The sequence below is a fragment of the Nocardioides maradonensis genome (assembly GCF_054777115.1).
In genome coordinates this window covers 1-25,458 of the sequence record NZ_BAAHAZ010000023.1, presented here as the reverse complement: position 1 = coordinate 25,458, position 25,458 = coordinate 1, and the positions used below count along the sequence as shown (strand labels likewise).

The 25,458-nt window shown below is 71.3% G+C and carries 27 protein-coding genes and 2 tRNA genes; 17 read left to right on the top strand and 12 right to left on the bottom strand.

Features of this window, described 5'->3' with window-relative positions; genetic code table 11:
• The first annotated feature begins 36 nt into the window (after positions 1–36).
• Positions 37–1,647, top strand: a complete 1,611-nt coding sequence (gene cimA / locus ACYVAQ_RS21265) for a citramalate synthase (RefSeq protein WP_460792548.1) — start codon at positions 37–39, stop codon at positions 1,645–1,647.
• Here cimA and ACYVAQ_RS21260 read toward each other — a convergent pair.
• Positions 1,616–2,230: a TetR/AcrR family transcriptional regulator gene (locus ACYVAQ_RS21260; RefSeq protein WP_460792547.1), complete on the bottom strand. Its 615-nt coding sequence runs from the start codon at positions 2,228–2,230 to the stop codon at positions 1,616–1,618. The two genes, cimA and ACYVAQ_RS21260, sit on opposite strands and share 32 nt — an antisense overlap.
• Positions 2,231–2,321: 91 nt before the next feature.
• On the opposite strand from ACYVAQ_RS21260, the gene ACYVAQ_RS21255 reads away from it, so the two are divergent.
• From ACYVAQ_RS21255 to ACYVAQ_RS21245, 3 genes are all read left to right on the top strand, one after another.
• Positions 2,322–2,876, top strand: coding sequence for an NADPH-dependent FMN reductase (locus ACYVAQ_RS21255; RefSeq protein WP_460792546.1), 555 nt, complete (start codon positions 2,322–2,324; stop codon positions 2,874–2,876).
• A 63-nt stretch (positions 2,877–2,939) separates the two neighbouring features.
• A complete protein-coding gene (locus ACYVAQ_RS21250; RefSeq protein WP_460792545.1) occupies positions 2,940–3,527 on the top strand; it encodes a GNAT family N-acetyltransferase in 588 nt (195 codons plus the stop codon).
• Between the two features lie 9 nt (positions 3,528–3,536).
• Complete coding sequence (locus tag ACYVAQ_RS21245; protein ID WP_460792544.1) at positions 3,537–4,958, top strand: amidase; 1,422 nt, start codon at positions 3,537–3,539, stop codon at positions 4,956–4,958.
• A gap of 2 nt (positions 4,959–4,960) precedes the next feature.
• On the opposite strand, the gene bioD is transcribed toward ACYVAQ_RS21245, so the two are convergent.
• Genes bioD through bioB form a run of 4 tightly spaced genes read right to left on the bottom strand, consistent with a single transcriptional unit; the run spans position 4,961 to position 9,264 of the window.
• Complete coding sequence (bioD, locus tag ACYVAQ_RS21240) at positions 4,961–5,647, bottom strand: dethiobiotin synthase (RefSeq protein ID WP_460792543.1); 687 nt, start codon at positions 5,645–5,647, stop codon at positions 4,961–4,963.
• Positions 5,644–6,765 carry an 8-amino-7-oxononanoate synthase gene (locus ACYVAQ_RS21235; RefSeq protein WP_460792542.1) on the bottom strand — a complete coding sequence of 374 codons (1,122 nt, stop codon included), beginning with the start codon at positions 6,763–6,765 and terminating at the stop codon, positions 5,644–5,646. The genes bioD and ACYVAQ_RS21235 overlap by 4 nt, the downstream gene beginning before the upstream one ends.
• Positions 6,762–8,090 carry an adenosylmethionine--8-amino-7-oxononanoate transaminase gene (locus ACYVAQ_RS21230; RefSeq protein WP_460792541.1) on the bottom strand — a complete coding sequence of 443 codons (1,329 nt, stop codon included), beginning with the start codon at positions 8,088–8,090 and terminating at the stop codon, positions 6,762–6,764. The genes ACYVAQ_RS21235 and ACYVAQ_RS21230 overlap by 4 nt, the downstream gene beginning before the upstream one ends.
• On the bottom strand, positions 8,074–9,264 hold the full coding sequence (gene bioB, locus ACYVAQ_RS21225) for a biotin synthase BioB (protein ID WP_460792540.1): 1,191 nt from the start codon (positions 9,262–9,264) through the stop codon (positions 8,074–8,076). The genes ACYVAQ_RS21230 and bioB overlap by 17 nt, the downstream gene beginning before the upstream one ends.
• Before the next feature lie 121 nt (positions 9,265–9,385).
• On the opposite strand from bioB, the gene ACYVAQ_RS21220 reads away from it, so the two are divergent.
• Entirely contained in the window at positions 9,386–10,684 is a 1,299-nt protein-coding gene (locus ACYVAQ_RS21220; RefSeq protein ID WP_460792538.1) for a COG4705 family protein, read from the top strand.
• 22 nt (positions 10,685–10,706) lie between these two features.
• Here ACYVAQ_RS21220 and ACYVAQ_RS21215 read toward each other — a convergent pair whose 3' ends face one another.
• Together ACYVAQ_RS21215 and ACYVAQ_RS21210 are read right to left on the bottom strand one after the other, a co-directional pair.
• Positions 10,707–12,023 (bottom strand): sensor histidine kinase, encoded by a 1,317-nt coding sequence (locus ACYVAQ_RS21215; RefSeq protein WP_460792537.1) that lies wholly within the window; start codon positions 12,021–12,023, stop codon positions 10,707–10,709.
• Complete coding sequence (locus ACYVAQ_RS21210) at positions 12,020–12,694, bottom strand: response regulator transcription factor (RefSeq protein ID WP_460792536.1); 675 nt, start codon at positions 12,692–12,694, stop codon at positions 12,020–12,022. The genes ACYVAQ_RS21215 and ACYVAQ_RS21210 overlap by 4 nt, the downstream gene beginning before the upstream one ends.
• A 39-nt stretch (positions 12,695–12,733) precedes the next feature.
• Between ACYVAQ_RS21210 and ACYVAQ_RS21205 the strand changes: the two genes are divergently transcribed.
• Together ACYVAQ_RS21205 and zwf are read left to right on the top strand one after the other, a co-directional pair.
• Positions 12,734–13,258, top strand: a complete 525-nt coding sequence (locus tag ACYVAQ_RS21205; RefSeq protein WP_460792535.1) for a TetR family transcriptional regulator — start codon at positions 12,734–12,736, stop codon at positions 13,256–13,258.
• A 58-nt stretch (positions 13,259–13,316) separates the two neighbouring features.
• On the top strand, positions 13,317–14,765 hold the full coding sequence (gene zwf, locus ACYVAQ_RS21200; RefSeq protein WP_460792534.1) for a glucose-6-phosphate dehydrogenase: 1,449 nt from the start codon (positions 13,317–13,319) through the stop codon (positions 14,763–14,765).
• A gap of 14 nt (positions 14,766–14,779) precedes the next feature.
• Here the strand turns inward: zwf and ACYVAQ_RS21195 are convergent, their stop codons facing one another.
• A complete protein-coding gene (locus tag ACYVAQ_RS21195; RefSeq protein ID WP_460792533.1) occupies positions 14,780–15,550 on the bottom strand; it encodes a 3-methyladenine DNA glycosylase in 771 nt (256 codons plus the stop codon).
• A 97-nt stretch (positions 15,551–15,647) separates the two neighbouring features.
• Here ACYVAQ_RS21195 and ACYVAQ_RS21190 point away from each other — a divergent pair, with 97 nt between their 5' ends.
• A complete protein-coding gene (locus tag ACYVAQ_RS21190; protein WP_460792532.1) occupies positions 15,648–16,775 on the top strand; it encodes an alkaline phosphatase family protein in 1,128 nt (375 codons plus the stop codon).
• Positions 16,776–16,790: 15 nt separating this feature from the next.
• Here the strand turns inward: ACYVAQ_RS21190 and ACYVAQ_RS21185 are convergent, their stop codons facing one another.
• A complete protein-coding gene (locus ACYVAQ_RS21185) occupies positions 16,791–17,609 on the bottom strand; it encodes a hypothetical protein (RefSeq protein WP_460792531.1) in 819 nt (272 codons plus the stop codon).
• 50 nt (positions 17,610–17,659) lie between these two features.
• Positions 17,660–18,019, bottom strand: a complete 360-nt coding sequence (locus ACYVAQ_RS21180; RefSeq protein WP_460792530.1) for a hypothetical protein — start codon at positions 18,017–18,019, stop codon at positions 17,660–17,662.
• Positions 18,020–18,074: 55 nt separating this feature from the next.
• Between ACYVAQ_RS21180 and ACYVAQ_RS21175 the strand changes: the two genes are divergently transcribed.
• The 9 genes from ACYVAQ_RS21175 (at position 18,075) to ACYVAQ_RS21135 (ending at position 24,324) form a co-directional block, all read left to right on the top strand.
• Positions 18,075–18,884, top strand: a complete 810-nt coding sequence (locus ACYVAQ_RS21175) for a fumarylacetoacetate hydrolase family protein (protein ID WP_460792529.1) — start codon at positions 18,075–18,077, stop codon at positions 18,882–18,884.
• Positions 18,884–20,353, top strand: a complete 1,470-nt coding sequence (gene gltX / locus ACYVAQ_RS21170) for a glutamate--tRNA ligase (protein ID WP_460792528.1) — start codon at positions 18,884–18,886, stop codon at positions 20,351–20,353. Before ACYVAQ_RS21175 ends, gltX begins: the two co-directional genes overlap by 1 nt.
• Complete coding sequence (locus ACYVAQ_RS21165; RefSeq protein ID WP_460792527.1) at positions 20,340–21,266, top strand: lysostaphin resistance A-like protein; 927 nt, start codon at positions 20,340–20,342, stop codon at positions 21,264–21,266. Before gltX ends, ACYVAQ_RS21165 begins: the two co-directional genes overlap by 14 nt.
• A gap of 45 nt (positions 21,267–21,311) precedes the next feature.
• Positions 21,312–21,383, top strand: a tRNA-Gln gene (locus ACYVAQ_RS21160).
• A 103-nt stretch (positions 21,384–21,486) separates the two neighbouring features.
• Positions 21,487–21,559: transfer RNA gene (locus tag ACYVAQ_RS21155), tRNA-Glu, on the top strand.
• Between the two features lie 87 nt (positions 21,560–21,646).
• Positions 21,647–22,366, top strand: a complete 720-nt coding sequence (locus ACYVAQ_RS21150; RefSeq protein WP_460792526.1) for a hypothetical protein — start codon at positions 21,647–21,649, stop codon at positions 22,364–22,366.
• Positions 22,312–22,752 carry a PPC domain-containing DNA-binding protein gene (locus tag ACYVAQ_RS21145; RefSeq protein ID WP_460792524.1) on the top strand — a complete coding sequence of 147 codons (441 nt, stop codon included), beginning with the start codon at positions 22,312–22,314 and terminating at the stop codon, positions 22,750–22,752. The genes ACYVAQ_RS21150 and ACYVAQ_RS21145 overlap by 55 nt, the downstream gene beginning before the upstream one ends.
• Before the next feature lie 29 nt (positions 22,753–22,781).
• Positions 22,782–23,117, top strand: coding sequence for a DUF2568 domain-containing protein (locus ACYVAQ_RS21140; RefSeq protein ID WP_460792523.1), 336 nt, complete (start codon positions 22,782–22,784; stop codon positions 23,115–23,117).
• 43 nt (positions 23,118–23,160) lie between these two features.
• Positions 23,161–24,324, top strand: coding sequence for a DUF2235 domain-containing protein (locus tag ACYVAQ_RS21135; protein ID WP_460792522.1), 1,164 nt, complete (start codon positions 23,161–23,163; stop codon positions 24,322–24,324).
• 9 nt (positions 24,325–24,333) lie between these two features.
• Here the strand turns inward: ACYVAQ_RS21135 and ACYVAQ_RS21130 are convergent, their stop codons facing one another.
• Both ACYVAQ_RS21130 and ACYVAQ_RS21125 read right to left on the bottom strand, forming a co-directional pair.
• Positions 24,334–24,678, bottom strand: coding sequence for a VOC family protein (locus ACYVAQ_RS21130; protein WP_460792521.1), 345 nt, complete (start codon positions 24,676–24,678; stop codon positions 24,334–24,336).
• 32 nt (positions 24,679–24,710) lie between these two features.
• Positions 24,711–25,193, bottom strand: coding sequence for a nuclear transport factor 2 family protein (locus ACYVAQ_RS21125; protein ID WP_460792520.1), 483 nt, complete (start codon positions 25,191–25,193; stop codon positions 24,711–24,713).
• Positions 25,194–25,458: the final 265 nt, after the last annotated feature.

Below are 25,458 nucleotides of genomic sequence, written 5' to 3'. Positions count from 1 at the left end.
CGACGTACGTCACGGCTCTGCCAGAATGGGACGGACATGAACGATCAGCCCGCCCTGGACCTGCACGGCGCCTTCCACGTCTACGACACCACGCTGCGCGACGGCATGCAGCAGGAGGGCCTCAACCCGACGGTCGCGGACAAGCTCGCGATCGCGCGCCACCTCGACGGGCTCGGCGTGGGCTTCATCGAGGGCGGTTGGCCGGGCGCGAACCCGAAGGACACCGAGTTCTTCCGGCGCGCCGCCACCGAGCTGGACCTGAAGCACGCGCGGCTCGCCGCCTTCGGCGCCACCCGCAAGGCCGGCATCGCCGCCGCCGACGACCCGCAGGTCGCCGCGCTGCGCGACAGCCGCGCGGGCGTCGTCACGCTCGTCGCGAAGTCCCACGCGGGCCACGTCGAGAAGGCGCTGCGCACCACGCTCGCCGAGAACCTTGCGATGGTCCGCGACACCGTCGCCCACCTGCGCGCCGAGGGCCAGCAGGTGTTCCTCGACGCGGAGCACTTCTTCGACGGCTACCGGCTGGACCGGTCCTACGCGCTCGAGGTCCTGCGCACGGCGTACGACGCCGGGGCGGACGTCGTCGCCCTCTGCGACACCAACGGCGGGATGCTCCCGGACTGGGTCTCCGACGTGGTGCGCGACGTCCTCGACACGACCGGGGTCCGCGTCGGCATCCACTGCCACAACGACACCGGCTGCGCGGTCGCGAACACGCTGGCCGCCGTCGCGGCCGGCGCCACGCACGTGCAGGGCTGCATCAACGGGTACGGCGAGCGCACCGGCAACGCCGACCTCGTCAACGTGGTCGCGAACCTGGAGCTCAAGCTCGACCGGCAGGTGCTGCCGCCGGGTCTGCTGACCGAGGCGACCCGGATCGCGCACGCGGTCGCGGAGGTCACCAACGTGCCGCCCGCCTCGCGCCAGCCGTACGTCGGCACCAGCGCCTTCGCGCACAAGGCCGGCCTGCACGCGTCGGCGATCAAGGTCGACCCCGACCTCTACCAGCACATGGACCCCGCCGGCGTCGGCAACGACATGCGGCTGCTGGTCTCGGAGATGGCCGGCCGCGCGAGCATCGAGCTCAAGGGCAGGGAGCTCGGCTTCGACCTGTCCGGCGACCCCGAGCTGGTCTCGCGGGTCACCAAGCGGGTCAAGGAGATGGAGTCCGGCGGCTACACCTTCGAGGCGGCCGACGCGTCCTTCGAGCTGCTGCTCGCCGAGGAGGTGACCGGCACGCGTCCGTCGTACTTCGACGTCGAGAGCTGGCGGGTCATCACCGAGACGGTGACGAACCCACGGCCCGAGGACGAGGCCGTCTCCGAGGCGACCGTGAAGCTGCACGCCGGAGGCGTCCGCTACGTCGTCACCGGCGAGGGCAACGGCCCCGTCAACGCCCTCGACCAGGCGCTGCGCTCGGCGATCGTGCAGGCCTACCCCGACGTCGCGCGGTTCGAGCTGATCGACTTCAAGGTGCGCATCCTCGACCAGGGCCACGGCACCGACGCGATCACCCGGGTGCTCATCGACCACACCGACGGCGAGGCCGCCTGGGTCACCGTCGGCGTCGGCGCCAACGTGATCGAGGCGTCGTGGGAGGCGCTCGTCGACGGCATCACCTACGGGCTGCGTCGGAATCACGCCTGACGATCCGGTCGGCGAGGTCGTTCCACCCCGCGACGAGGCGGTCGAGCGGCACGTGCTCGACGTCGACCTGCTGGCGCAGGACGATGATCTCCAGCGGTGCCATGAGCGCGGTCGCGAGGTAGGGCAGGTCGCCGACCACCCCGAGCTCGCCGAGCAGGTAGCGCACGTGCTGGGTGGTGAAGGACAGGGCCGACAGGCTGCGCGAGCCCGGGTGGCCCGCGGCGGCGATCAGCGCCGCGTGCCGGAGGTTGAGCCGCATCCGGGTCTCGCCGAACGCCATCAGCCGGTCGTACGCCGGCGCGCCCGGCCCCAGCGGCGGCGGACCGCCGATCACCGCCGCCTGGAAGCCGCGCTCGGAGTGGTCGAGCAGGGCCGCCATCAGGCCCTCGCGGCTGCCGAACCGACGGAAGACCGTCCCCTTGCCGACGCCCGCCCGCGCGGCGACGGCGTCGGTCGTGACCGCGTCGACGCCCTGGCTCTCCACGAGCTCGGTCGCGGCCGCCAGGAGCACCTCGCGGTTGTGCGCGGCATCGGAGCGCTCGCGCCGGGGCTCGCCGGCCATCGGCAGCGGGTGCAGGTCCATGGTGCGGCCACTGTAGGTGAGCCCGCCGACGGCCGAGATCTCTTTTCGCGAGAGCCGGAATAGAAGCGGACTGCGGTCCGTTTGGCCTGTCATGACTGACACCGCTCGCATCGCCGTCCTGGTCGGCAGCCTCCGCGCCGACTCCGTCAACCGCCGCCTTGCCGAGGCACTTCGGGAGCAGGCGCCCGCCGGCTACACCGTCGACATCGTCGACGGCCTGGCCGAGGTGCCGTTCTACAACGAGGACCTCGACGGGGACGCCGCCCCGGCCGCCGTCGTCGCGCTGCGTCGGGCGATCGCCGCGGCCGACCGCGTCCTGGTCGTCACCCCCGAGTACAACGGCACCATGCCGGCGGTGCTCAACAACGCCATCGACTGGGCCTCCCGTCCGTTCGGCGCCGGCGCCCTCAAGGGCAAGCCCGTCGCCGTCGTCGGCACCTCTGTCGGCCAGTACGGCGGCAAGTGGGCGATCGACGACGCTCGTCGCTCTGCAGGCGTCGCCGGTGCCGACGTCGTCGAGTCGATCGAGCTCGCGCACCCCTACGCATGGGGCACCGACCCGTCCGCCGACGCCGAGACCCTGACCAAGTTCGTCGCCGCGGTGGCCGAGCTCGCGGCGTACGAGCCGCAGGAGTCGGCCGCCTGAGGCTCGTCCGCACCTCCGCGACGCGCCGCCCGATCGATCGGGTCGGGCGGTAGCGTCCGGGAGGTGACCGTGCAGCTGTCTCTCGAGCCGACGTACCCGTTGCTCACCGAGCGGCTGCTGCTGCGCCCGGTCGACCGCGCGCGGGACGCCGAGGCGATGCTGTCCTACCGCTCGCTGCCGGAGATCTGCCGCTACATCCCGCCGCTGCCCGCGACCGCGGAGTCGATCGCGACGATGCTGGCCGACCCCGAGCGGACCCGCAGCACGCTGACCGAGGCCGGGCAGCACCTCCTCCTCGCCGTCGTACGACGCGACACCGGCGAGCTGATCGGCGACGTCATCCTGTTCTGGCGCTCGGCCGAGCACCGCTCCGGGGAGATCGGCTACGTGCTGCACCCCGACCAGCACGGACAGGGCTTCGCCACCGAGGCGTCGCGCGCGCTGCTGGCGCTCGCCTTCGAGGGCCTGGACCTGCACCGGGTGGTGGCTCGGATCGACCAGCGCAACCCGGCGTCGGACGCGGTGCTGCGCAAGCTCGGGATGCGCCAGGAGGCCGTGCTCGTCGAGAACGAGTGGTTCAAGGGGGAGTGGACCACCGAGGTCGACTTCGCGATCCTCCAGTCGGAGTGGCGAGGTGCGGGGACGCGATAGCGTCGTCGCGTGAGCGAGCTGCACGACCTGACCGCCCTCGAGCAGGGAGCGTTGATCCGATCCGGCGAGCTGAGCCCGGTCGAGCTGACCGAGCACTACCTGGCGCGGGCCGAGTCGTTGCCGCCCGAGCTGGTGGACGGGGCGTTCGCGTTCCGCGACCCGGACGCGGCACGGCAGCGGGCGCGTGAGGTCGCCGCGGTGGGTCCGGTGGGCGAGACGTTCCCGCTCGCCGGCGTACCGACCGCGATCAAGGACCTCAACCTGACCCGGGGCGTGCCGACCCGGTTCGGCTCGCCGGTGTTCGCTGACTACGTGCCCGAGGTGTCCGACGCGGTCGCGCTGTCCATGGAGGACGCGGGCATGGTGAGCCTCGGCAAGACCGCGACGCCGGAGTTCGGCTCGCCCTGCTACACCGAGCCGGAGGGCCGACCGGCCGCCGTGACGCCCTGGGACCTCACCCGGATGGCGGGCGGGTCATCGGGAGGCGCCGCGTCGGCGGTCGCCGCCGGCCTCGTCTCCGTCGCGCACGGCTCCGACGGCGGCGGGTCGATCCGGATCCCCGCGTCCTGCTGCGGGTTGGTCGGGCTCAAACCGACGCGCGGCCGGATCTCCGGCTTCCCCATGTACGGCGACCCGATCGGCCTGGCCACCTCGGGCTCCATCGCCCGGACCGTCGCCGACGCGGCCGCACTGCTCGACGTGCTGGCCGGACGTCGAGCGGGCGACCCGTCGTGGGCGCCGGAGCCCTCGGGGACGTTCCTGTCGGCGTGCTCGCGGCCTCCGGGCCGGTTGCGGATCGCCCGGATCAAGGCCCCCATCATCGCCGACACCGCGGTGCACCCGGAGGTGGTGCGGGCGCTCGACTCGGCGACCGAGCTGCTGTCCGCGCTGGGCCACTCGGTCGAGCCGTTCGAGTCGCCGCTGCCGCCCGAGGCGGTGCCGGTCTTCGAGATCTGCTGGGCAGTGCTGACCGCGCTGTCGACGGTCAACCTCACCGACCAGCAGCGCGGGATGATCCGGCCGCTGACCCGCTGGCTGGGGGACCGCGGCGCGGCCGTGTCAGGGGCGGAGTTCGGCCTCGCGATCGGCCAGCTGCGGCGGTACGCCGCCGACGCGCTGGTCGCCCTCGCGCCGTACGACGCCGTCCTGACCCCAACCCTCGCCCACCCTCCGCTCCCGGTCGGCGCGATCCGCGACGACTCCGACCCGGCCGCCGACTTCGAGGCACAGAAGCGCTTCACGCCGTGGACCTCCGCCTGGAACGTCACCGGCATGCCGGCCATCTCGCTGCCCCTGCACACGACCGCCGACGGGCTGCCGGTCGGTGTCATGCTCGCCGGGCGCCCGGCCGAGGAGGAGCTGCTGCTCTCGCTCGCCGCCCAGGTCGAGGAGGCCGCTCCGTGGAAGGACCGCCACCCGCCGCTCTGGTGAGATCAGGCGGGCTGCATCCAGCGGGGGGCGGCCATGGTGAAGCCGAGCCGGTCACGCTCGCCCGCGCCCGCGGGGATGACGCCGATCACCGGCACCCCGGTGACCCGGGGGAGCTCGTCGCGGTTCGTCTGCTCGGCGAGCCCGGGGTCGCTCGGCCAGGAGCCGATGACGAGGCCGCGGGGCTCGATGCCCCGGCTGCGCAGGGCGCCGACGGTCAGCTCGGTGTGGTTGAGCGTGCCGAGACCGGCACGGGTCACCACGACGACCTCGTGGTCGGCCTCGGGCATCGAGTCGCGGAGCGCCACGGCGAGGTCGAGGATCGTCGCGCCGTCCTCGTCCAGCCGCACCAGCAGCCCGCCGGCGCCCTCGACAATGATCGTGTCGTAGTCGTTCGCGAGCCGGCGGAGGTACGCCGCGTGCACCGCCACCGGCGGGATCCGCACGCCCTGGCGGCGGGCTGCCACGTCCGGGGCGAGCGGGTCGTCGAGCCGGGTGAGCTCCTGGACCGCCACCCCGGTCAGCTCGCGCACCTTCGCCGCGTCCGCGCCCTCGTGGGTGTCGGCCGGTACGCCGGTCTGCACCGGCTTGACCACCACGACCGACCCGTCGACCGTGGCCGCGATGGCGGCCGTGGCGATGGTCTTGCCGACGTCCGTGTCCGTGCCGGTCACGACGATCACGCGGGTCATGAGTGCTCCTTGACGATCTGCTGCAGGGTGGCGACGGCGCGCTCCCAGTCGTCCTCCGGGACCCCGGCAGAGGCGGTCACCCGCAGCCGGGAGACGCCGTCCGGGACCGACGGGGGCCGGAAGCAGCCGACCCGCAACCCGACCTCGAGCGCGGCGGCCTGCGCGGCGACGGCCGCGTGGGGTGACGACATCGGGATCGACAGGACGGCGCCGTCGGGGGCGACCACGCCGAGGGTGTCGGCGAGCTGGCGGACGCGGGTGAGCACCCGCCGGCCCAGCTCCGGCTCGGACCTCATGATCCGCAGCGCCGCGAGGGCGCCGGCCGTCGGGGCCGGGGCGAGGCCGGTGTCGAAGATGAAGGGACGGGCCGTGTTGACCAGGTGCTCGCGCAGCGCCGACGAGCCCAGCACCGCACCGCCCTGCGCCCCCATCGACTTCGACAGGGTCGCCGTGACGACCACGTGGGGAAGACCGGCGAGGCCGAGGGAGGTGACCAGGCCCGGCCCGTGCACGCCGACCCCGTGGGCCTCGTCGACGACGAGCAGCGCGCCCGCCTGCGCGCAGAGGTCGGCCAGCTCGGCCAGCGGAGCGGCGTCGCCGAGCACCGAGTAGATCGACTCGACCACGACGAGCACCCGCTCCTCGGTGGCGTCGGCGAGTGCTGCAGCGACCGCGGACACGTCGTTGTGCGGCACCACGGTCACGGCCGCGCGCGACAGCCGGATCGCGTCGATGAGCGAGGCGTGCACGTGGGCGTCGGAGATGACGCGCACCGAGCGGTCCGCGAGCGCGGTGATCAGGCCGAGGTTGGCGTGGTAGCCGGTGGAGAAGACGAGGGCGGCCTCGTGCCCGGTCCACGCGGCGAGCTCAGACTCCAAGGTGGCGTGCAGGTCCAGGGTGCCGGTGACGAGGCGCGAGGCACCGGCACCGGCGCCGTACTGCTCGGCCGCGGAGGCGGCCGCGGCCCGCACCCGCGGGTCGGCGGACAGCCCGAGGTAGTCGTTGCCGGCCAGGTCGATCGTGGTGTCGCCGGCGGCGCGCGGCCGCAGCCGCCGGGTCAGACCGGCGTCCTCGCGCGCGGTTGCCCGCGCGGACAGCCACGACTCCCAGGCGCTCATCCGGCACCCGCCGCGGCGGTGATGCCCTCGACGAGGGTGGCCAGCTCGTCGTCGGTCACGACGTACGGCGGCATCGCGTAGACCAGGTCGCGGAACGGCCGCAGCCACACGCCCGCCGCCAGCGCGGCCTCGGTGGCGCGATCCATGTCGACCGGGTGGTCGAGCTGGACGACGCCGACGGCACCGATCGTCCGCACGTCCGTGACCCCGGGGGCCGTCCGCAGGGGAGCGAGGCCCGTGCCGAGGGCCGCGCCGATCCGGCGTACGTCGGCCTGCCAGTCGCGCGACAGCAGCAGGTCGATCGAGGCGTTGGCCACCGCGCACGCGAGCGGGTTGCCCATGAACGTCGGCCCGTGCATCACGACACCGGACTCGGACGCGGAGATGCCGCGCGCCACCCGGTCGGTCGTGATGACGGCCGCCAGCGTCAGGTAGCCGCCGGTCAGCGCCTTGCCCACGCACAGCACGTCGGGGGTGACGAGCTCGGAGACGAAGAGGTGACCGGTGCGGCCGAAGCCGGTCGCGATCTCGTCGAAGACGAGCAGCAGGTCGTGCTCGTCGGCCACCTCGCGGAACACACGCAGGCAGTCGGCGGGGTAGGGGTGCATCCCGCCCGCGCCCTGGAGCAGCGGCTCCACGACGATGCCGGCGAGCTCGTGCGCGTGCTCGGCGGCGGTACGCCGGAACGCGGCCTCCCACTCGTCGTACCTGACCAACGCGTTGGTTTCTGCGCCCGAACCCAACGCGTTCGTCAGGTACGACGGGCCTGCAGGCGGCTGGGGCGCGAACACCTGACCCGGCAGCACCCCGGTCCACATCGCGTGCATCCCGCCGTCAGGGTCGGTGACGCTCATCGGGTGGAAGGTGTCGCCGTGGTAGCCGCCGCGGACGGTCAGCATCCGCGTCCGCTCCGGACGCCCCTGCCCGCGCTGCCACTGCAGCACCATCTTCAGCGCCACCTCGACCGACACCGAGCCGGAGTCGGCGAGGAAGACCTTGTCGAGCCCGTCCGGCGTGATCGCGACCAGCCGCTGCGCCAGCTCGACGGCCGGCGCGTTCGTCAGCCCGCCGAACATGACGTGGCTGAAGCTCGCCACCTGCGCGGCGATCGCGGCGTCCAGCTCGGGGACGCGGTAGCCGTGGACGGCCGCCCACCACGACGACATCCCGTCGACGACCTCCCGTCCGTCGGCGAGGGTGAGCCGGGCGCCCGACGCCCCGGTGACCAGCCGCACCGGGACGGGCGACGTCATCGAGGTGTAGGGGTGCCAGACGTGCTCGCGGTCGAAGGCGAGCAGGCCGGCGGCGTCAGGCGTTGGCGGCAACTTCGGTCCCCGCGCCGCGCCGGCGGATCGCCGGGTTGTGCTCGCTGCCCTCGACCGTCGGCTCCTCGGCGGAGGCGGTGCCGCACGAGCCGCCGCAGCCGTCGCCACAGCCACCGGAGCCGCAGGCACCGGCCGCGTGTGCCCGGTGCACGACGCCGGCCCGGTGGGCGGCGATCAGCTCGTCGAAGGCGCTCTCGTCCATGCCCAGGATCACGAAGCCGTTGTCGCGCAGCATCTCCAGGTCGGTCAGCGCGTCCTGGCCCTCCGAGGTGAGGTAGTCGCCGAGGAAGATCGAGTTCGCCACCTGCAGGGCGAGCGCCTGCAGCGAGCGCAGGTGCATCTCCCGACCGCCGGCGATCCGGATCTCCTTGTCGGGGCACACGAAGCGCGCCATGGCGAGGATCTTCACGCAGCGCGTGGGGGAGAGCTCCCAGGTGTTCTCGTACGGCGTCCCGTCGAACGGCATCAGGAAGTTGACCGGGATCGAGTCGGAGTCGAGCGCCTTGAGCGCGAAGAGCGCCTCGGCCAGCTGCTCGTCGGTCTCGCCGAGGCCGGCGATCAGGCCGGAACAGGGGGAGAGGCCCGCGGACTTCGCCTTGCCGATGGTGTCCACGCGGTCGTCGTAGGTGTGCGTCTGGACGATGTTGTCGTGGTTGGACTCGGCGGTGTTGATGTTGTGGTTGTACGCGTCGACACCGGCCGCCGCGAGCCGCTCGGCCTGCCCGTCCTTGAGCAGGCCGAGGCAGGCGCAGACCTCGACGCCGTCGTACTCCTCCTTGAGCGCCTCGGTCATCTCCACGACCTTGTCGATGTCGCGGTCGGACGGGCCGCGGCCGGAGGAGACCATGCAGACGCGGGTCGCACCGCCGGAGAGGCCGGCGCCCGCCTGCTTGAGGGTCTCCTCCTTGGACAGCCAGGAGTACTTGAGGATCGGGGCCTGCGAGCCCAGCGCCTGGCTGCAGTAGTTGCAGTTCTCCGGGCAGAGCCCGGACTTCAGGTTGACCAGGTAGTTGACCTTGACGGTGTTCCCGAAGTGCTCGCGGCGCAGCCGGCCGGCCGCGGCGACGATCGACATCAGCTCGGAGTCGGGTGCCTGCAGGACCGCGACGGCATCGGCCTCGGTGGCGGAGCCGCCGGCGAGGATCTTGTCGGCGAGCTGGTCGAACACGGTCATCGTCTTCTCCTGGAGGTCGGTGGAACCGCTACCTGAACACTGTTCAGGAACGAGGGTAAGGGGCGTCCGGGGTTACCCGCCAGTCAGGTCTGTTGCAGGTACGCCGCCGCACAGTGCTGCCATGACACAGATATCGGATGCAGTGAAGGGTGCCGCCAAGTCCTCCGGCGGCACGATGCTGAACAAGGTCCCCGAGGTCACGATCTGGTTCTGGCTGATCAAGATCCTCTGCACCACGGTCGGTGAGAGCTTCGCCGACTACATCAACGAGACGCTCGGCTTCGGCCTCGCGAACACCATGCTGCTGTTCACCGCCATCTTCGTCGCGGTGCTGACCTGGCAGATGAAGACGCGTCGCTACCAGCCCTTCCCGTACTGGCTCACCGTCGTGGTGGTCAGCGTGGCGGGCACGCTCTACACCGACATGGGCACCGACCAGCTCGGCATCCCGCTGTGGATCAGCTCCACCGTCTTCGCCGTGCTGCTCGCCGGGGTGTTCGGCGTGTGGTGGCTGCGCGAGCGCACCCTGTCGATCCACGCCATCAACACCCGCTCCCGCGAGTCCTGGTACTGGCTGACCGTCCTGGTCACCTTCGCCCTCGGCACCGCGACCGGTGACTGGACCCTCGAGCTCACCAACTGGCTGCCGGTGCAGTCGATCTTCCTGCCGCTCGGCCTGATCATCTCGATCGCCGCGCTGTGGAAGTGGGGCGCCAACCCGGTGCTGTCCTTCTGGCTCGCCTACATCCTGACCCGTCCGCTCGGCGCCAACATCGGCGACGCCCTCGCGTCGCCCAAGGTGGCTCCCGCCGGTCAGCCGGTCGGCCTCGGCCTGGGCACGCTGTGGACCAGCCTGATCTTCCTCGGCGCGATCCTCGCCACGGTCGTCTACCTGACGATCAGCCGCTCCGACGTCATCGAGACGTACGACGCCACGCACGAGCCGGTCGTCACCACGAACCCGCACAAGGAGCGGATCGCGGCCTTCGGCTTCGTCGTCGTCGCCGCCATCGCCGGTGGCGTCATGTACTGGGGCCACCAGCAGCCGCACGCGACCTGTGACCCGACCGGTGCCAGCGAGACGATGCCCGCCTGCCCGAAGCCGGCCTTCAACGGCAGCCAGACCCAGGCGGCCGTGGCCAAGTACAAGGGCCTCGCGCAGAAGGCGATCACGCAGGACAAGGCCGGCAACGCGGCCGCGGCCCACGCGACCGTGCAGCAGATGCGCGACGACTGGGACGCCGACTCCACCTCGCTGACCGCGGTCAACCCCAAGACCTGGCACGCGCTCGACGACCAGATGGACGCGGTCCTCCAGACCTTCGCCATCGACCACGGCAAGATCAAGCCCGCCGCGCCGGCGGTGCAGGAGAAGCAGCTCGGGGTGCTGCTGCAGCTCCTGAAGACCAAGAAGTTCTGAGGGTCCTCGTCTCGAGACCCAGTCAGGCCCGCGGGAGCCGCACCACGAAGGTGGCCCCGCGGGCCTGGCCGTTCGTCCCGTCGTCTCCGACGAAGAGCACGTCGCCCCCTGCGCTGCGGGCGATCCGCCGGGCCAAGGCCAGTCCGAGCCCGGACCGCCCGGGCACCGCACCGGGACGGAACAGCACGTCCGGGTCGGCGACGCCCGGCCCGTCGTCGGACACGACCAGGTCGACGTGCTCACGGGTGAGCTCGACGTCGATCGCCACGTGCTCGGCGAGCCGGACCGCGTTGTCGACGGTGGGGGCCAGGGCCCGCAGCGCGACGTCGGCCGGTACGCCGAGCACGGCCCCGTCGTCGTACCGGACCTGGAGGTGGGGGTGCAGCCGGCGGGCCTCGGCGAGCACGTCGACGACGGCACACGTGCCGGTGGCCACGCGTTCGTCGGGGGCACGGCGGGCGAGCTCGAGGAGCACGGTGATGGTCGCGGCCATCGTCCGCGTGGCGCGGCCGATCTGCTCGAGGTCGGCGCGCAGCTCGGGGTCGAGGTCGGAGCGCATGCCGATCAGCTCCGCGGTGCCCTGGATGGCCGTCAGCGGGGTGCGCAGCTCGTGGGCGAGCTCGGCGGTGAGGCGCTGCTCGGTCCGGATGGCCTGGCCCACCTTGTCCAGCAGGCCGTCGAGGGTGTGCGCGAGCGCGCGGATCTCGTCGGTGGGCGGCCCCAGGTCGAAGCGCCGCTCGAGGTCGTGCTCGCTCCACTCCTCGGCGGTGCGCGCCATGTCGGCGACGGGCGAGAGCGCGCGGTGGCTGATCCAGGACGCGACGGCGACCGTGAGCAGCACGATGAGGACGCCGGACGCGATGGACACCTCGAGCGCCTGGGCCTCCTGGTGCTCGTACGGCGCCAGCGGCTCGACCACGACCACGGTCCCGCGGGCGCCGCTGCGGGTGGTGAACGGCTCGGCGTGGAGCGCGTAGAGGTCGGTGGTCACGCTGGCGTCGTGGGTGGTGCGTGCCAGCGCGAGGAAGTCGGAGCGCAACGACGGCGGCTCGGAGCCCGCGACGGCACGACCCGCCGCGTCGTACACGACGACGCCGGGATCGACGCCACGGCTGGGGACCGTCAGCCGGGTGCCCGGCGTCGCCGCGCCGATCAGCGCGATCACCGCGTCGGAGCGGTCCTCGATCACCCGCTCCACGGTGCGGTTGGTGGTGGTCGCGAGGATGAGCTGGGCCACCAGCCCGAGCGCCGCGGCGACGACGGCGGCGCCGGCCCCCGCGAGCAGGATCAGCCGACGGCGGAACCCTCCGAGGTCGGCGAGCGCGCGCGAGCGCCTCACGCCCGCTCCACCAGCCGGAACCCGACACCGCGGACGGTCTCGATCTCGACGGGTGCGTCGATCGACCCGAGCTTGGTGCGGATGCGGCGCATGAACGAGTCGATGGTGTTCTCGCTGACGAGTGCGCCGTCGGGCCACCCGGCCGCGACGACGCTGCGGCGGCGTACCACCGCACCGGGCTGGGAGGTGATCGCCGCGAGCATCCGGAACTCGGTGGGCGTCAGCAGCACCTCGCCCTCCGGCGTGCTCGCGCTGTGCGTCACCGGGTCGAGGACGAGGTCGCGCTGCGGCGGGGGAGGTACGTCGCGCCCGCGCCGGGCCAGCGCCGTGACCCGCACCAGCACCTCCTTGATCTCGAACGGCTTGACCACGTAGTCGTCCGCGCCGGCCGCGAAGCCGGCGAGCAGCTCGTGCGTGTCGCCGAGCGCGGTGAGGAAGAGCGCCGGTGCGTGCTGGCCGTTGGCGCGCAGGGCCTGCAGCACGTCGCGGCCGTCGGCGTCGGGCAGGCCCACGTCCATGATGAGCACGTCGACCCCGCTCGTCGGTGCGAGCCTGCTCAGCGCCTCGGCCCCGTTGTGCGCCGGTACGACGCTGTGTCCGGCTCCTTGCAACGCGCGGGTCAGCACGCCGCGGATCGCCGGGTCGTCCTCGCAGACACCGATCCTCAGCATGTGGCTACGGTTGCACCTCCGAGATGAGGAGGGCATGAAGTGCGCTACCGACGCGCCGACGTGATCGACCGCGCCATCGTCGTGCTCGACGAGCACGGGTTGGCGGAGCTGTCGATGCGCCGCCTGGCCGGCGAGCTCGGCGTACGTGCCAGTGCGCTCTACCACCACGTCGCCAGCAAGGACGTGCTCCTCGCCGCCGTCGCCGACGAGATCCTCGAGCGTGGTCGGCAGGCGTCCGAGATCGTCACCTGGGACTCCGAGCTGCGGCTGGTGTGCGTCGAGCTGCGGTCCGCGATGCTCGCCCACCGCGACGGTGCGGCGCTGATCTCACAGGTGTACGCCGGCGGCGGCGCCGCGCAGCCGGAGCAGCGGATGACCGCGGCGCTGGTGCGTGCCGGCGCCGCGCCGGAGCTGGCCCGGGTCGGTGCCCGGACGCTCGTGCACTTCGTGCTCGGCCACGTGGGCGAGGAGCAGGCGCGCGGCGGGTCGGATGCGGGATACGCCGAGGACTTTGCGGTAGGACTGGGGCTGATCCTGGACGGGCTCACCCACCTGCTCCGCTGAACCTGCGGTTCATGCGTCAGGCTTGTCCTCGAAACCTATGGGAGGCAGTGTGGACGACATGGCCGACAAGCAGATGAAGCCGGTGACCATCGTGCTGTTCGGCGCGACCGGTGACCTTGCCCGCCGCAAGCTGCTGCCCGGGCTGATCCACCTGTACGAGACCGGTCTGATGCCCGAGCTGCGGATCGTCGGCACCTCGCTGGACGAGCACACGACCGAGTCGTTCGTCGAGCTGGTGCGTGAGGCGGTCGTCGAGTTCTCCGGTGACGACGGCGACATGAACGCCTGGCCGGAGTTCTCCAAGCTGCTGTACTGGGCGCCGGGCTCGGAGGGGGCGGCCGGGCTGCGCGCCGCCGTCGACAAGGTCGAGGCCGAGTGGTCGGGCGACGTGATCCGGCTGGTCTACCTGAGCGTGCCGCCGAAGGCCGCGCTGCCGGTGCTGCACACCCTCGAGGAGGCCAACCTCGTCAAGGGCAGCCGGATCATCATGGAGAAGCCGTTCGGCGTGGACCTCGCGAGCGCGGTCAAGCTCAACGCCGAGCTGCACAAGGTCGTCGACGAGGAGCAGATCTACCGGATCGACCACTTCCTCGGGAAGGAGGCGGCCCAGAACATCCTGGCGTTCCGGTTCGCCAACGGTCTGTTCGAGCCGATCTGGCACCGCAACAACATCGACCACGTGCAGATCGACGTACCGGAGGAGCTCGGGCTCGACCAGCGCGCCGCCTTCTACGAGTCCACGGGCGCCTTCAAGGACATGGTCGTCACGCACCTGTTCCAGGTCCTGGCGTTCACCGCGATGGAGCCGCCCACGTCGCTGTCGCCGCAGGCGATCAACGACGAGAAGGACAAGGTCTTCCGCTCGATGGTGCCGCTGGACCCGGCGAACGTCGTGCGCGGTCAGTACCTCGGCTACCGCGACATCGAGGGCGTCGCGAAGGAGTCGGGCACCGAGACCTTCGTCGCGCTGAAGTGCTTCATCGACAACTGGCGCTGGGCCGGCGTTCCGTTCTACCTGCGCACCGGCAAGCGGATGGCCGAGGGCGCGCGGATCATCTCGATCGCCTTCAAGGAGCCACCGCGGTCGATGTTCCCGAAGAACTCCGGCGTCGGCGACCACGGCCCCGACCACCTGACTTTCGACCTCGCCGACAAGGCCAAGATGTCGCTGTCGTTCTACGGCAAGCGTCCCGGCCCCGGCATGAAGCTGGACAAGCTGTCCATGCAGTTCTCGATGCAGGACACCGGCTGGGCAGGCTCGGTGCTCGAGGCCTACGAGCGCCTCATCTACGACGCCTACCGCGGCGACAAGACGCTGTTCACCTCCGCCCAGGGCATCGAGCGCCTCTGGGAGGTCTCCGAGCCGCTGCTGGAGAACCCGCCGATCGTCCGCTCCTACCGCCAGGGGTCGTGGGGCCCGAACCAGATCCACCAGCTCATCGCGCCGTACGCCTGGCGCCTCCCGTTCGAGCGCGCCTGGCGGGACCCCAACCAGTCGGGGTTCTGAGCACGTCGCTCCGCTCACGCGGTGGTCGACGCGAGCACGAGGCCCAGACGCTCGATGAGCGCCCGCCGGATCGGGGCCGCCCGCTCGGCGAACTGCCGCTGGAGGTCGGCGTACTCCCGCTTGCCCTCCGCGGTCTCGATCCTGATCGGGCTCCACTCGATCCCATAGGGGTCGATGGTGATCCCGCTCATGTCGTACGGCGCGGCCCGCATGTCCATGATCCGCACGTCCCAGGCGAGCTCGAAGGCATCGGCGATGAGATCAGATCCGACCACGTCGGCCAGTCGGTAGGCGTGCTTGTAGAGGTCCATGTTCCCGTGCAGGCAGCCGGGCTGCTCGAAGTCGGGACGGTCGCCGGCGGCGGGCTGGAGGTTGTTGAGCGGGGCCGCCGGGGGAGTGAAGAACCGGAAGGCGTCCCAGTGGGAGCAGCTGATGCGGTGGCCCTCGACCACCTTGTCGGTCTCTGCAGCACCGAGGCGCAGCGGCTGGGGGTGCCGGGTCTCGGGATCCCGGTAGACCATCGCCCACTCGTGGAGGCCGAAGCACCCGAAGCTGCCCTCGCGCGCGGCGGTTGCCCGCAGGAGTCGGAGGGTGGCCTCCGCGAGGGGCCGCCTCTTCTCGTCGAGCGGACCGGGAGCGCGCCACGTCATCAGCTGTGCCGGGCGGAACGAGTAGTACTGGAACAGGAAGTCGTGGATGGGGTGCTTCACACCCGCCTGCCGCCGCGCGAGGTGCGGCTCGACGTACGGCGCAAGCCGCGCCTGATGCCGAGCCTGCTCGTCCACGCGGACAGGGTAGGTGGCGCTGGCCCGAACCCGAGAACACGGCTAGGGTGACCGCCGCAATAGAACGTGTTCCAAGTCTTCCGGAAGGCCCCCACCGGTGAAGCGTGCTCCTCGTCCCCTGCGTCCGACCCTCGCTGCTGTCGTGGCGCTGATCGCCGGGCTGTCGGCCCTCGACGTCGGCTCCACGCCGGCGCCCGCCGCCGCGGCGACGACGACGCCGGGCGTCGGGCACGTCTTCGTGATCAACCTCGAGAACAAGGGGTTCGACGAGACCTGGGGCCCGGCGTCAGCGGCGCCGTACCTCAGCCGGACGCTGCGCGCGCAGGGCAACCTGCTGACCAACTACTACGGCATCGGGCACGTCAGCCTCGACAACTACATCGCCCAGATCTCCGGTCAGGGCCCGAACCTGCAGACCCAGACCGACTGCCAGGTCTTCACCGACGTCGCCACCCTGGGCCTCACCTTCGCCCCGGGCCAGCTGCTCGGCCAGGGCTGTGTCTACCCGACGAGCGTCCCGACGCTGCCCGGGCAGCTGGACGCGGTCGGGGTGAGCTGGAAGGGCTACATGGACGACATGGGTACGCCGTGCCGCCACCCCGCCCTCAACAGCCAGGACCAGACCCAGTCGGCGAAGGTCGGCGACCAGTACGCGACCCGGCACGACCCGTTCATGTACTTCCACTCGATCATCGACGACCCGGCCTACTGCGCCGCGCACGTGGTCGACCTCACCCGGCTCGCCACGGACCTCCAGCTGGCCTCGACGACGCCGGCGCTGTCCTACATCACGCCCGACCTCTGCGACGACGGACACGACGCGCCCTGCGTCGACGGACGCCCCGGTGGGCTGGCGTCCGCCGACGCCTGGCTCCAGCAGCAGGTGCCGATGATCCTGGCCTCGCCGGCGTACCAGCAGGACGGCGTCCTCGTCATCACCTTCGACGAGTCCGACGGACCACAGGCCGACGCCACCAGCTGCTGCGGCGAGACCGGCGACCTCAACTCGCTCCTGCCCGGCCTCACCGGCACCGGCGGCGGCCGGGTCGGGGCGCTGGTCCTGTCCAGGTACGTCACCCCGGGCAGCACCTCGACCACGCCGTACAACCACTACTCGCTGCTGCGCAGCCTCGAGGACCTCCTCGGCGCCCGGGGCCACCTCGGGTACGCCGGCGCGTCCGGGGTCACCTCCTTCGGCCCTGACGTCTTCAACGCGGCGGGGTAGGCGAGGATCGCGGCGTCAGGTGACCGTCGTCGTCACCGGCACCGTGTGCAGCTCACCGCCCGCGCGGAACTGCACGAACAGCCGGTAGGTCCCGGGCTCCGGGAGCTCGACCATGAAGTCGAGGTCGGGGCCTCCGGGTCGTGCCGTCACCGTCTCGGTCGGGTGCAGGTGAGCGAACGCCAGGTCGCCCTCGCGGAACGCCGACACGTGCGCGTAGGTGTCGAGGTAGGGCTGCAGGCGGGCGAACGGGCGGCCGTCCTTGGCGATGCTCATCGTCAGGATGGAGCCGTTGCGCGGCCGCCCGTGGAGCGTGACGGTCCATCCGTCCACGCTCGCCGCACCAGTGGGTACGACGGGCGGGGTGCCGGCGTCCGCGCCCAGGTCCAGCGGCGCAGAGAGCACGACCTGAGCGTCGGCCCCGCGCGGGGTGAGCTGGGTGTAGACCCGGTAGGACCCGGGCGCGAGGGCGGCCGGCCGGACGCTCCACACGCCGTCGCGGGACAGGACCGGGTGCAGGTGCTGGAAGCCGGACAGGTCGTCGCGGACCAGGTAGAGGTGCAGCAGCTTGGTCTGCTCGCGTGCCAGGTCGGTGACGGGGGTCCCGTCACGGGTGACCGTGAAGCGCAGCGGCATCGCCATGCCGCTCATCGGGGTGGACAGCAGTGAGAGCGTGTAGCCGTCCGAGGTGGACGACAGCCCGTCGCCGTGCGCCATCCCGGGCATGGCGGACATCCCGGGCATGGCGGACATGTCGTGATCGGTCGAGCCGCAAGCGGCGAGCAGCAGGGCGCCGGCGGCGAGGGTCGCGAGCAGGCGGGTACGTCGGAGGTGCATCGGTGTCTCCAGGGTCGAGAGGGGTGGGTGCAGGCGGAAGCAGCCGACGCCTACTGACGCCACACACCCAGCACCGCTCCACCGCCGGCGCGCGGCGGCGGACGGGCGCAGTGCGACGTACCGGCGTGCCGCGACGGCCGTGGCGGTACGACGGCGGCGGCCGCGCGACCGGTCGGCACGGGGGTCGACTGCGGCACCGGTGTCGACGCGAGCCGGTGGCTGACGCACGGGTGCTGACCGCACGCGCTCATCGGGGCGGTCAGCGAAGGTCCGGACGGAGCCATCACCACCGAGGAGTGGTGGCCGGCGGACATCGCCATCGCGGGTGGTGCCGACAGCGCGTGCATCCCGATCAGGGCGGCCGCGAGGAGCCCGATCGCTGCTGCGACCCACGCCCGGCTCCGGCCCACGCGGCGAGGCTACCGGCCCGGTCCCGACACCTGTCCCGACCGATAGGCTCGCAGGGTGCGCATCGTCAGATTCACCACGGGCGAAGACCCCAGCTACGGCGTCCTGACCGGCGAGCTCGACGAGTACGGCCAGCCCGAGGAGGGCGCCACCATCGTGGCGCTCGCGGGCGACCCGCTCTACGTCGGCATCAAGCTGCTCGAGCAGCAGCACCGGTTCGAGGACGTGAAGCTGCTCGCGCCCGTGCTGCCCCGCAGCAAGGTGGTCGCGATCGGCAAGAACTACGCCGCCCACGCGGCGGAGATGGGCGGCGACGTACCGACCGAGCCGCTGATGTTCCTCAAGCCGAACACCTCGGTGATCGGTCCGAACGACCTGATCGTGTACCCCCGGCAGAGCGAGGAGGTCCACTACGAGGGCGAGCTCGCCGTCGTGATCGGCCGGATCTGCCGTGACGTCCCCGCCGAGCAGGCGACCGACGTCATCCACGGCTACACGATCGCCAACGACGTCACCGCGCGCGACCTGCAGCGCATGGACGTCCAGTTCACCCGGGCGAAGGGCTTCGACACCTTCTGCCCCCTCGGCCCGTGGATCGAGACCGACCTGGACCCGAACGACTTCACCGAGGGACGCAAGGTCCAGACCTTCCTCAACGGCGACCTCGTGCAGGACGGGTCGACCAAGGACATGGTCTTCGACATCCCCACCCTCATCGCCCACGTCAGCAGCGTGATGACGCTGCTCCCGGGCGACGTGATCCTCACCGGCACCCCCGAGGGTGTCGGCCCGATGCAGGTCGACGACGAGGTCGAGGTCGCCATCGAGGGCCTCGGCACCCTGACGAACAAGGTAGGAACCCGCTGATGAACAGCACCCCGGTACGCGTCCGCTTCTGCCCGTCCCCGACGGGTTCCCCGCACGTCGGCTTCGCGCGCGCGGCGCTCTACAACTGGGCCTTCGCCCGCCACCACGGCGGCACCTTCGTCTTCCGGATCGAGGACACCGACAAGGAGCGCAGCACCGACGAGTCCTACCAGGCGATGGTCGGGACCCTGCAGTGGCTCGGCCTGGACTGGGACGAGGGACCGCTGGTCGGCGGCGACTACGGTCCGTACCGCCAGTCCGAGCGCACCGACATCTACCTCGACGTCCTGGCCCGCCTCCTGGAGGCCGGCCGTGCGTACCCGTGCTTCTGCACGAACGAGGAGGTCGAGGCGCGCCGCAAGGCCAGCGGCTCCAAGACGATGGGGTACGACGGCTTCTGCCGCAACCTCGACGCCGAGACGATCGCCGCCTACAACGCCGAGGGCCGTCCGAGCGTGCCGCGGCTGCGGATGCCGGACGGGTCGATCACCTGGAACGACCTGGTCCGCGGCGAGGTGACCTTCGAGACCGAGCACGTCCCCGACTACGCCCTCGCCCGCGCCAACGGCGACCCGCTCTACACGCTGGTCAACCCGGTCGACGACGCGATGATGAGGATCACCCACGTCCTGCGTGGCGAGGACCTGCTGTCGAGCACGCCCCGCCAGATCCCGCTGCACCAGGCGCTCGTCGACCTCGGCATCTCCGAGGCGGTGCCGGAGTTCGGCCACCTCCCGCTGATCATGGGCGAGGGCAACCGGAAGCTGTCCAAGCGCGACCCCGAGTCCCACCTGTGGGCCTACCGCGACCAGGGCTACCTGCCGGAGGGGCTGCTGAACTACCTGGCCCTCCTGGGCTGGGCGATCGCGGCCGACCGCGATGTCTTCTCGCTCGAGGAGATGGTCGAGGCGTTCGACATCAAGGACGTCAACCCCAACCCGGCCCGGTTCGACCCGAAGAAGTGCGACGCCATCAACGGCTCGCACATGCGGCTGCTGTCGGTCGAGGAGATCACCCACCGCGCGCTGCCCTTCCTCAAGCGCGACGGCGTGGTCGGCGACCCGGTCACCGACTCCGACGCCCAGCTGCTCGAGCTCGCGATGCCGCTGGTGGCCGAGCGGATCAACAAGCTCACCGAGGCCAGCGACATGCTCGGCTTCCTCTTCGTCGACGAGGCCGACTTCACCGTCGACCAGGCCGACGCGGAGAAGCTGCTCGACGACGCCGGCAAGGACGTCGTGCGGGCAGCCGTCACCGCGCTCGCGAACCTCCCCACCTGGTCGACCGCCGCCATCCAGGAGGCGCTGCAGAAGGCGCTGGTCGACGACCTCGGCCTCAAGCCGCGGGTCGCCTTCGGGCCGGTGCGGGTCGCGGCGACGGGTCGCCGGATCTCGCCGCCGCTGTTCGAGTCGCTCGAGCTGCTCGGCCGCGACCGCAGCCTCGGCCGGTTGCAGCGTGCCCTCGGCTGACGACCTGACCTACGACCAGCTCCAGACGCTCGGTCGGCCGGGTGTCTGGCGCCCGTTCGTGGGCGTCGTCGGCCTGTTCGTCGGGGTCTGGTTCCTGCTGGCGATCCTGGTCATCGGCATCGTCACGCCGCACAACCTCGACGGCCAGCCGGTCACGCCCCGCTACCTGGCCGCCACGAACCTGTGGTGGGCGCTGACCATCCCGACGGTCTGCCTGGTGACGTGGCTGGTGCACAAGCTGTCGCCGCGATGGCTGTACTCGGTGGTCGCGTGCTTCCGGTGGCGCTGGTTCGTGGCGTGCCTGGCCCTGGCCGCGCTGACGCTGGTGGCGACCGTGGTCGTCTCCTCCGTCCTGCCCTCGCAGGGCGAGGCCACCGCCGACTTCTCGGGCCACCTCAACCCGTGGACGTCGCAGGTCCGCGACTTCGTGCTGGTGATCGCCCTGCTGACGCCGCTGCAGGCCGCGGGGGAGGAGTTCCTGTTCCGGGGCTACCTCACCCAGGCCGTGGGCAACCTGGTCAGCCACCGCTCGGAGCGGGTGCGGACGGCGCTCGTGGTCGTCGTACCGGCGTTCCTGTTCGGGCTCGCCCACGGCGTCGGTCAGGACGTCCCGGTGTTCTTCGACCGGTTCGCCTTCGGGATCGTGGCCGGTGTGCTCGTGCTGGTGACGGGCGGGCTCGAGGCCGGCATCGCGATGCACGTGCTCAACAACTTCCTGGCCTTCGGGCTGGCGCTCGCGTACAGCGACATGACGACCGCGCTGCACGTCACCCACGGCTCCTGGTGGGCCATCCCGGTGACCCTCACGCAGTCGCTGCTGTACCTCGCGCTGTGCTGGCGACTGAGCCGGAAGGTGGGTCTGAAGAGGCGAAGTGGCAAGGGCATTTTGGTTGCCCGTGAGGCCGCACGGTAAGGTTTGTCCTCGGTTCACCGGCCTCGGCCGGAGGGCCGAACACCTTGGGATATGGTGTAATTGGCAACACAGCTGATTCTGGTTCAGTCGTTCTAGGTTCGAGTCCTAGTATCCCAGCGAAACTCCCGCGGGAGCGCGTCAGACAGGCCGATTTGGCCGGTAGGGAAGCGGTTCGCTAGAGTTCACGCCGTTGTCACGGAGCGATCCAGGACAGCGAAATGCCCCCGTTGTGTAGCGGCCTAGCACGGCGCCCTCTCACGGCGTTAGCGCCGGTTCGAATCCGGTCGGGGGTACAACACAGAGGCCCTGGCGAAAGCCAGGGCCTCTGGCGTCTCCGGCCGCGGCTGTATCAAGGGCCCGCCTCGATCGCTCCTTCCTGCATGTCCGCCCTTCCCGCTCCCGCCGCCCTCACCCGGGCCTCCGTCCTCCTGCTCGCCGGCGCCGCGCCCGTCAGCGCGATCGCAGTGCACGTCGCCGGCTGGATGCCGATGGCGCGGTCGGCGCCGTACGTCGTCGGTCCCCTCGCGCTCGTCGCCGTGGTGGTGCTGCTGCGCGGATCGTTCGAGGCGCGCTGGGCGCTTCAGGGTGCGTTCGCCGGGCTGGTCGCGGTGGCGGCGTACGACGCCGTCCGGATCCCGTTGGTGCTGATGAACATCTGGCCCGACTTCATCCCGCGGATCGGGGGGTGGGTCACGGGGACCGGCGGGGACGACCTGCTGCTCGGTTACGCCTGGCGGTACCTCGGAGACGGAGCCGGGATCGGTCTGGCGTACTTCACCTTCTGCGCCGTGGTGGTGCAGGTGCGTCCTGCCCTCGTCCGGTCGCGTCCGGTCACGCTGTCGGTGGCGTACGGCGTCTTCGTCTGGTCCGGTCTCGTCGCGACCGTGCTGCTGCCGCCGCACGGCCAGACGTTGCTGTTCCGTCTTACGCCGGCGAGCTTCGGCCTGAGCCTGCTCGGCCACCTCATCTACGGCAGCGTGCTGGGCCTCGGTCTGCGGCGCAGCCTGCACCGTTTGCCCGAGACCGATTCGGGCACCGAGGCGGCATGCGTTCCCAGCTGGTCTCCGACCACGACGGTCTCCGCACGTTCGTCGTGGTGATGGACAAGGGCGACGAGGCGTTCGAGCAGCTCGGCCTCTTCGCCCGGGAGCAGGGCGTCACCGCCGCGGGGCTGACAGCTGTGGGGGCCGCGCGAGCGGTGACGCTCGGCTACTTCGACCCGGTGCTCAGCGACTACCGGAGCACGGAGTTCGACGAGCAGGTCGAGGTGCTCTCGCTCGTCGGCGACATCGCGGCCAAGGACGGCGAGCCGGCGGTCCACGCCCACGTGACGCTCGGCCGCCGCGACAGCTCCGCGATCGGCGGTCACCTGCAGAAGATGTCGGTCTGGCCGACGCTCGAGGTCGTCGTGACCGAGATGCCGGCCCACCTCGCGAAGAAGGTCGACCACGAGACCGGTCTGGCGCTGATCGACCTCGACGCGTAGCGAGACCCCTGCTGCGCCAGGATGGGCGCATGCGCGCCGCCAACCTGGGTCTGAAGCTCCTGCTCGAGCTGGGCGCCCTGGCGTTGCTGGGCGGGTGGGGGTTCCTCACGGGTGACGGCTGGGTCGCGCTCGCTCTCGGCATCGGTGCGCCGGCGGTGATGGTGCTCGTCTGGGGCCGCCTCTGCGCACCGCGCGCGGCCGGGCGGCTGCCCGCCCGGAGCCGTGTGCCGCTCGAGTTGACCATCCTCACGATCGCAGGCGTCCTCGGCTTCGCCGCGGGTCTCCACGTCGCCGCTGTGGTCTTCCTGGTCGCGGTCGTGGTCAACGCCGTCGGGCTGTCCGTCAACCGCCAGTGGGAGGCCTGACGATTCTCCTGCGGAGCCGTCCCGGCGGTGCCAGCATGAGGACATGAAGCGGCTGGTTGTCTGCTGCGACGGCACGTGGAACAAGCCGGACAGCGAGAACGTCACCAACGTCGAGAAGATCGCTCGCACCGTGCAGAGCGATCCGGACGCCACCGCGGGCGTCCACCAGCTCGTCTACTACGTCAGCGGCGTCGGCACGAACAGCTACGAGGCGGATCGGCTGCTGGGCGGCGCGTTCGGGTTCGGGCTCTTCCACAACGTCATCGCCTGCTACCGCTTCCTCGCCCAGAACTACGCGCCGGGGGACGAGATCTTCATCGTCGGCTTCAGCCGGGGCGCCTACACGGCGCGCTCCGTCGCGGGGATGCTGGGTCGGGTGGGCCTGCTGACCAAGGTGGCCCTCGTCGAGGAGCGGCTCCCGGAGGCGGTGCACCTCTACCAGCACACGAGGATGCCGGCCGGCGTCCTGGGGGAGAGCGTCGACGAGTTCAAGCACGACCACTGCAACGTCGTACCAGTGACGTTCCTGGGTGTCTTCGACACGGTGGGTGCGCTGGGGGTGCCGGGCTTCGAGCACGACGTACCGCGCTTCCACGACGTGCAGCTGAGCCGCCAGGTCCTCTGCGCCCGGCAGGCGCTGGCGATCGACGAGACGCGGATGAAGTTCGAGCCGACGTTCTGGGAGGCCGCCGCCGACGCGCCCACCGAGGACTCGCGGATCAAGCAGGTCTGGTTCGAGGGGGCGCACTCCGACGTCGGTGGTGGGTACGCCGAGACCGGCCTCTCCGACACCGCGCTGCTGTGGATGGCGCGCGAGGCGCACGCCGCCGGCCTGGTCTTCGACCCCGACCTGCTGGGCCGGTACGTCGGCTCCGGGAAGGACCCGATCCGGCACGACCCGTTGAACCTGATGTATCGCGTCGACAACGAGGTCCTCGAGGTGAAGAGTCACCTCCATCCGCACGCGGAGGACGCGTTCGACCACGGGCTGCGAGTGCTCACGAATCCGCACGCGATGTCGGTGCGCGTCGCGTCATCGGCGGTGAGCCACTTCCAGGAGGGTGGCTACGAGCCCGCGAACCTGGCGGCGTTCGCGGAGCTGACGAACGGCTTCGCCGGGATCGTCGAGGACGTCGTCCGGCTGCCCGAGGCGGGCGTCGACCTGGCCCCTCTGGGACGGCCGCCGCTCGTCGCGACCGCGGACTGACGGGCCAGGTCAGGCCTGCTGGACCAGGCAGATCAGGTGCCCGTCGGGGTCGCGCACCACGGCCATCCGCTCGCCCCAGGGCTGGTCGGCCGGCTCGTCGACGATCGTCCCGCCGTCGGCCGCCCACCGGGAGCAGGTGCCGTCGAGGTCCTCGATGCTGAACGCCACCGAGATCGACAGGTCGCTCGGCGTCGTCTCGCGCTGGTGGAGCAGGAGCTCGATGCCGTCGCCGATCGACAACAGCTCGGTCTCGCCCTGGGCCTGCAGCGGCGCCAGGCCGAGCCGGTCGGCGTAGAAGTCATGACTCGTGGTGAGGTCGCGGACGGAGATGATGACGCGGTGGAGACGTGCCATGGGGCCAGCCTAGGTGCCGGCTCCCGCGCGTTTCAGTGTGCCAGGCTGGAGTCCCAGCGGTTGGCGATCAGCTTGAAGCTGGGGGTGTCGTCGAGCGAGGTCACGGCCTCGTAGATGCGCTGGTAGGCGATGGAGGTGGTACGCCACCGGCCGTCGGCGTCGCGGCGGTAGCCGTCGGTGTAGTAGCCGCTGCCACGCACCACCACCTTGAAGTCGGGCACGACCACGGTGTCCTCGAAGGCCCACGACGCCGTCGCGGTGTCGCCGTCGACGTCGATCTCGGGGTGGGACGCGATGTGGGTGGTGATGATGCCGGGTCCGAGGTTGGTGCTCATGTACCCCACGACCGCGGCGCGGGAGTCGAAGTGCAGCGGTTCGCCCATCGCGGCGGTGCCGTAGCGAGCCTCCACGTCCTCGGCGAGGCTGTCGCCGAACTCGTCCCAGAGCTTCAGGTCGAGGGTGCGGAAGTAGCGGTGCTTGAGGCGCTTGATCTCTTCGATCGCTTCGAGGTCCACGGGGTGATGGTAGAACGGGTTCTAGTTCTGTGGGAGTCCTGTTGTTGGTCGAGTGGCGGCGTAGCGAAACCAGCGCGACGCTGTCGAGGGGTTGCTCCCGCCGCTGGTCGAGGAGGTTGCGCAGCAACCGTCGCGAGACCTCTCTGGGCGCTCTACGGGGCTGGTCATGGGCGGCCGCACCGTAGCCGCCCGGCACCCCGCCTCAAGGATGCTCGCTGCGCTCGCCCCGCTACGCGGCGCTTCGCGTCCTTGACCCGGGGTCCCG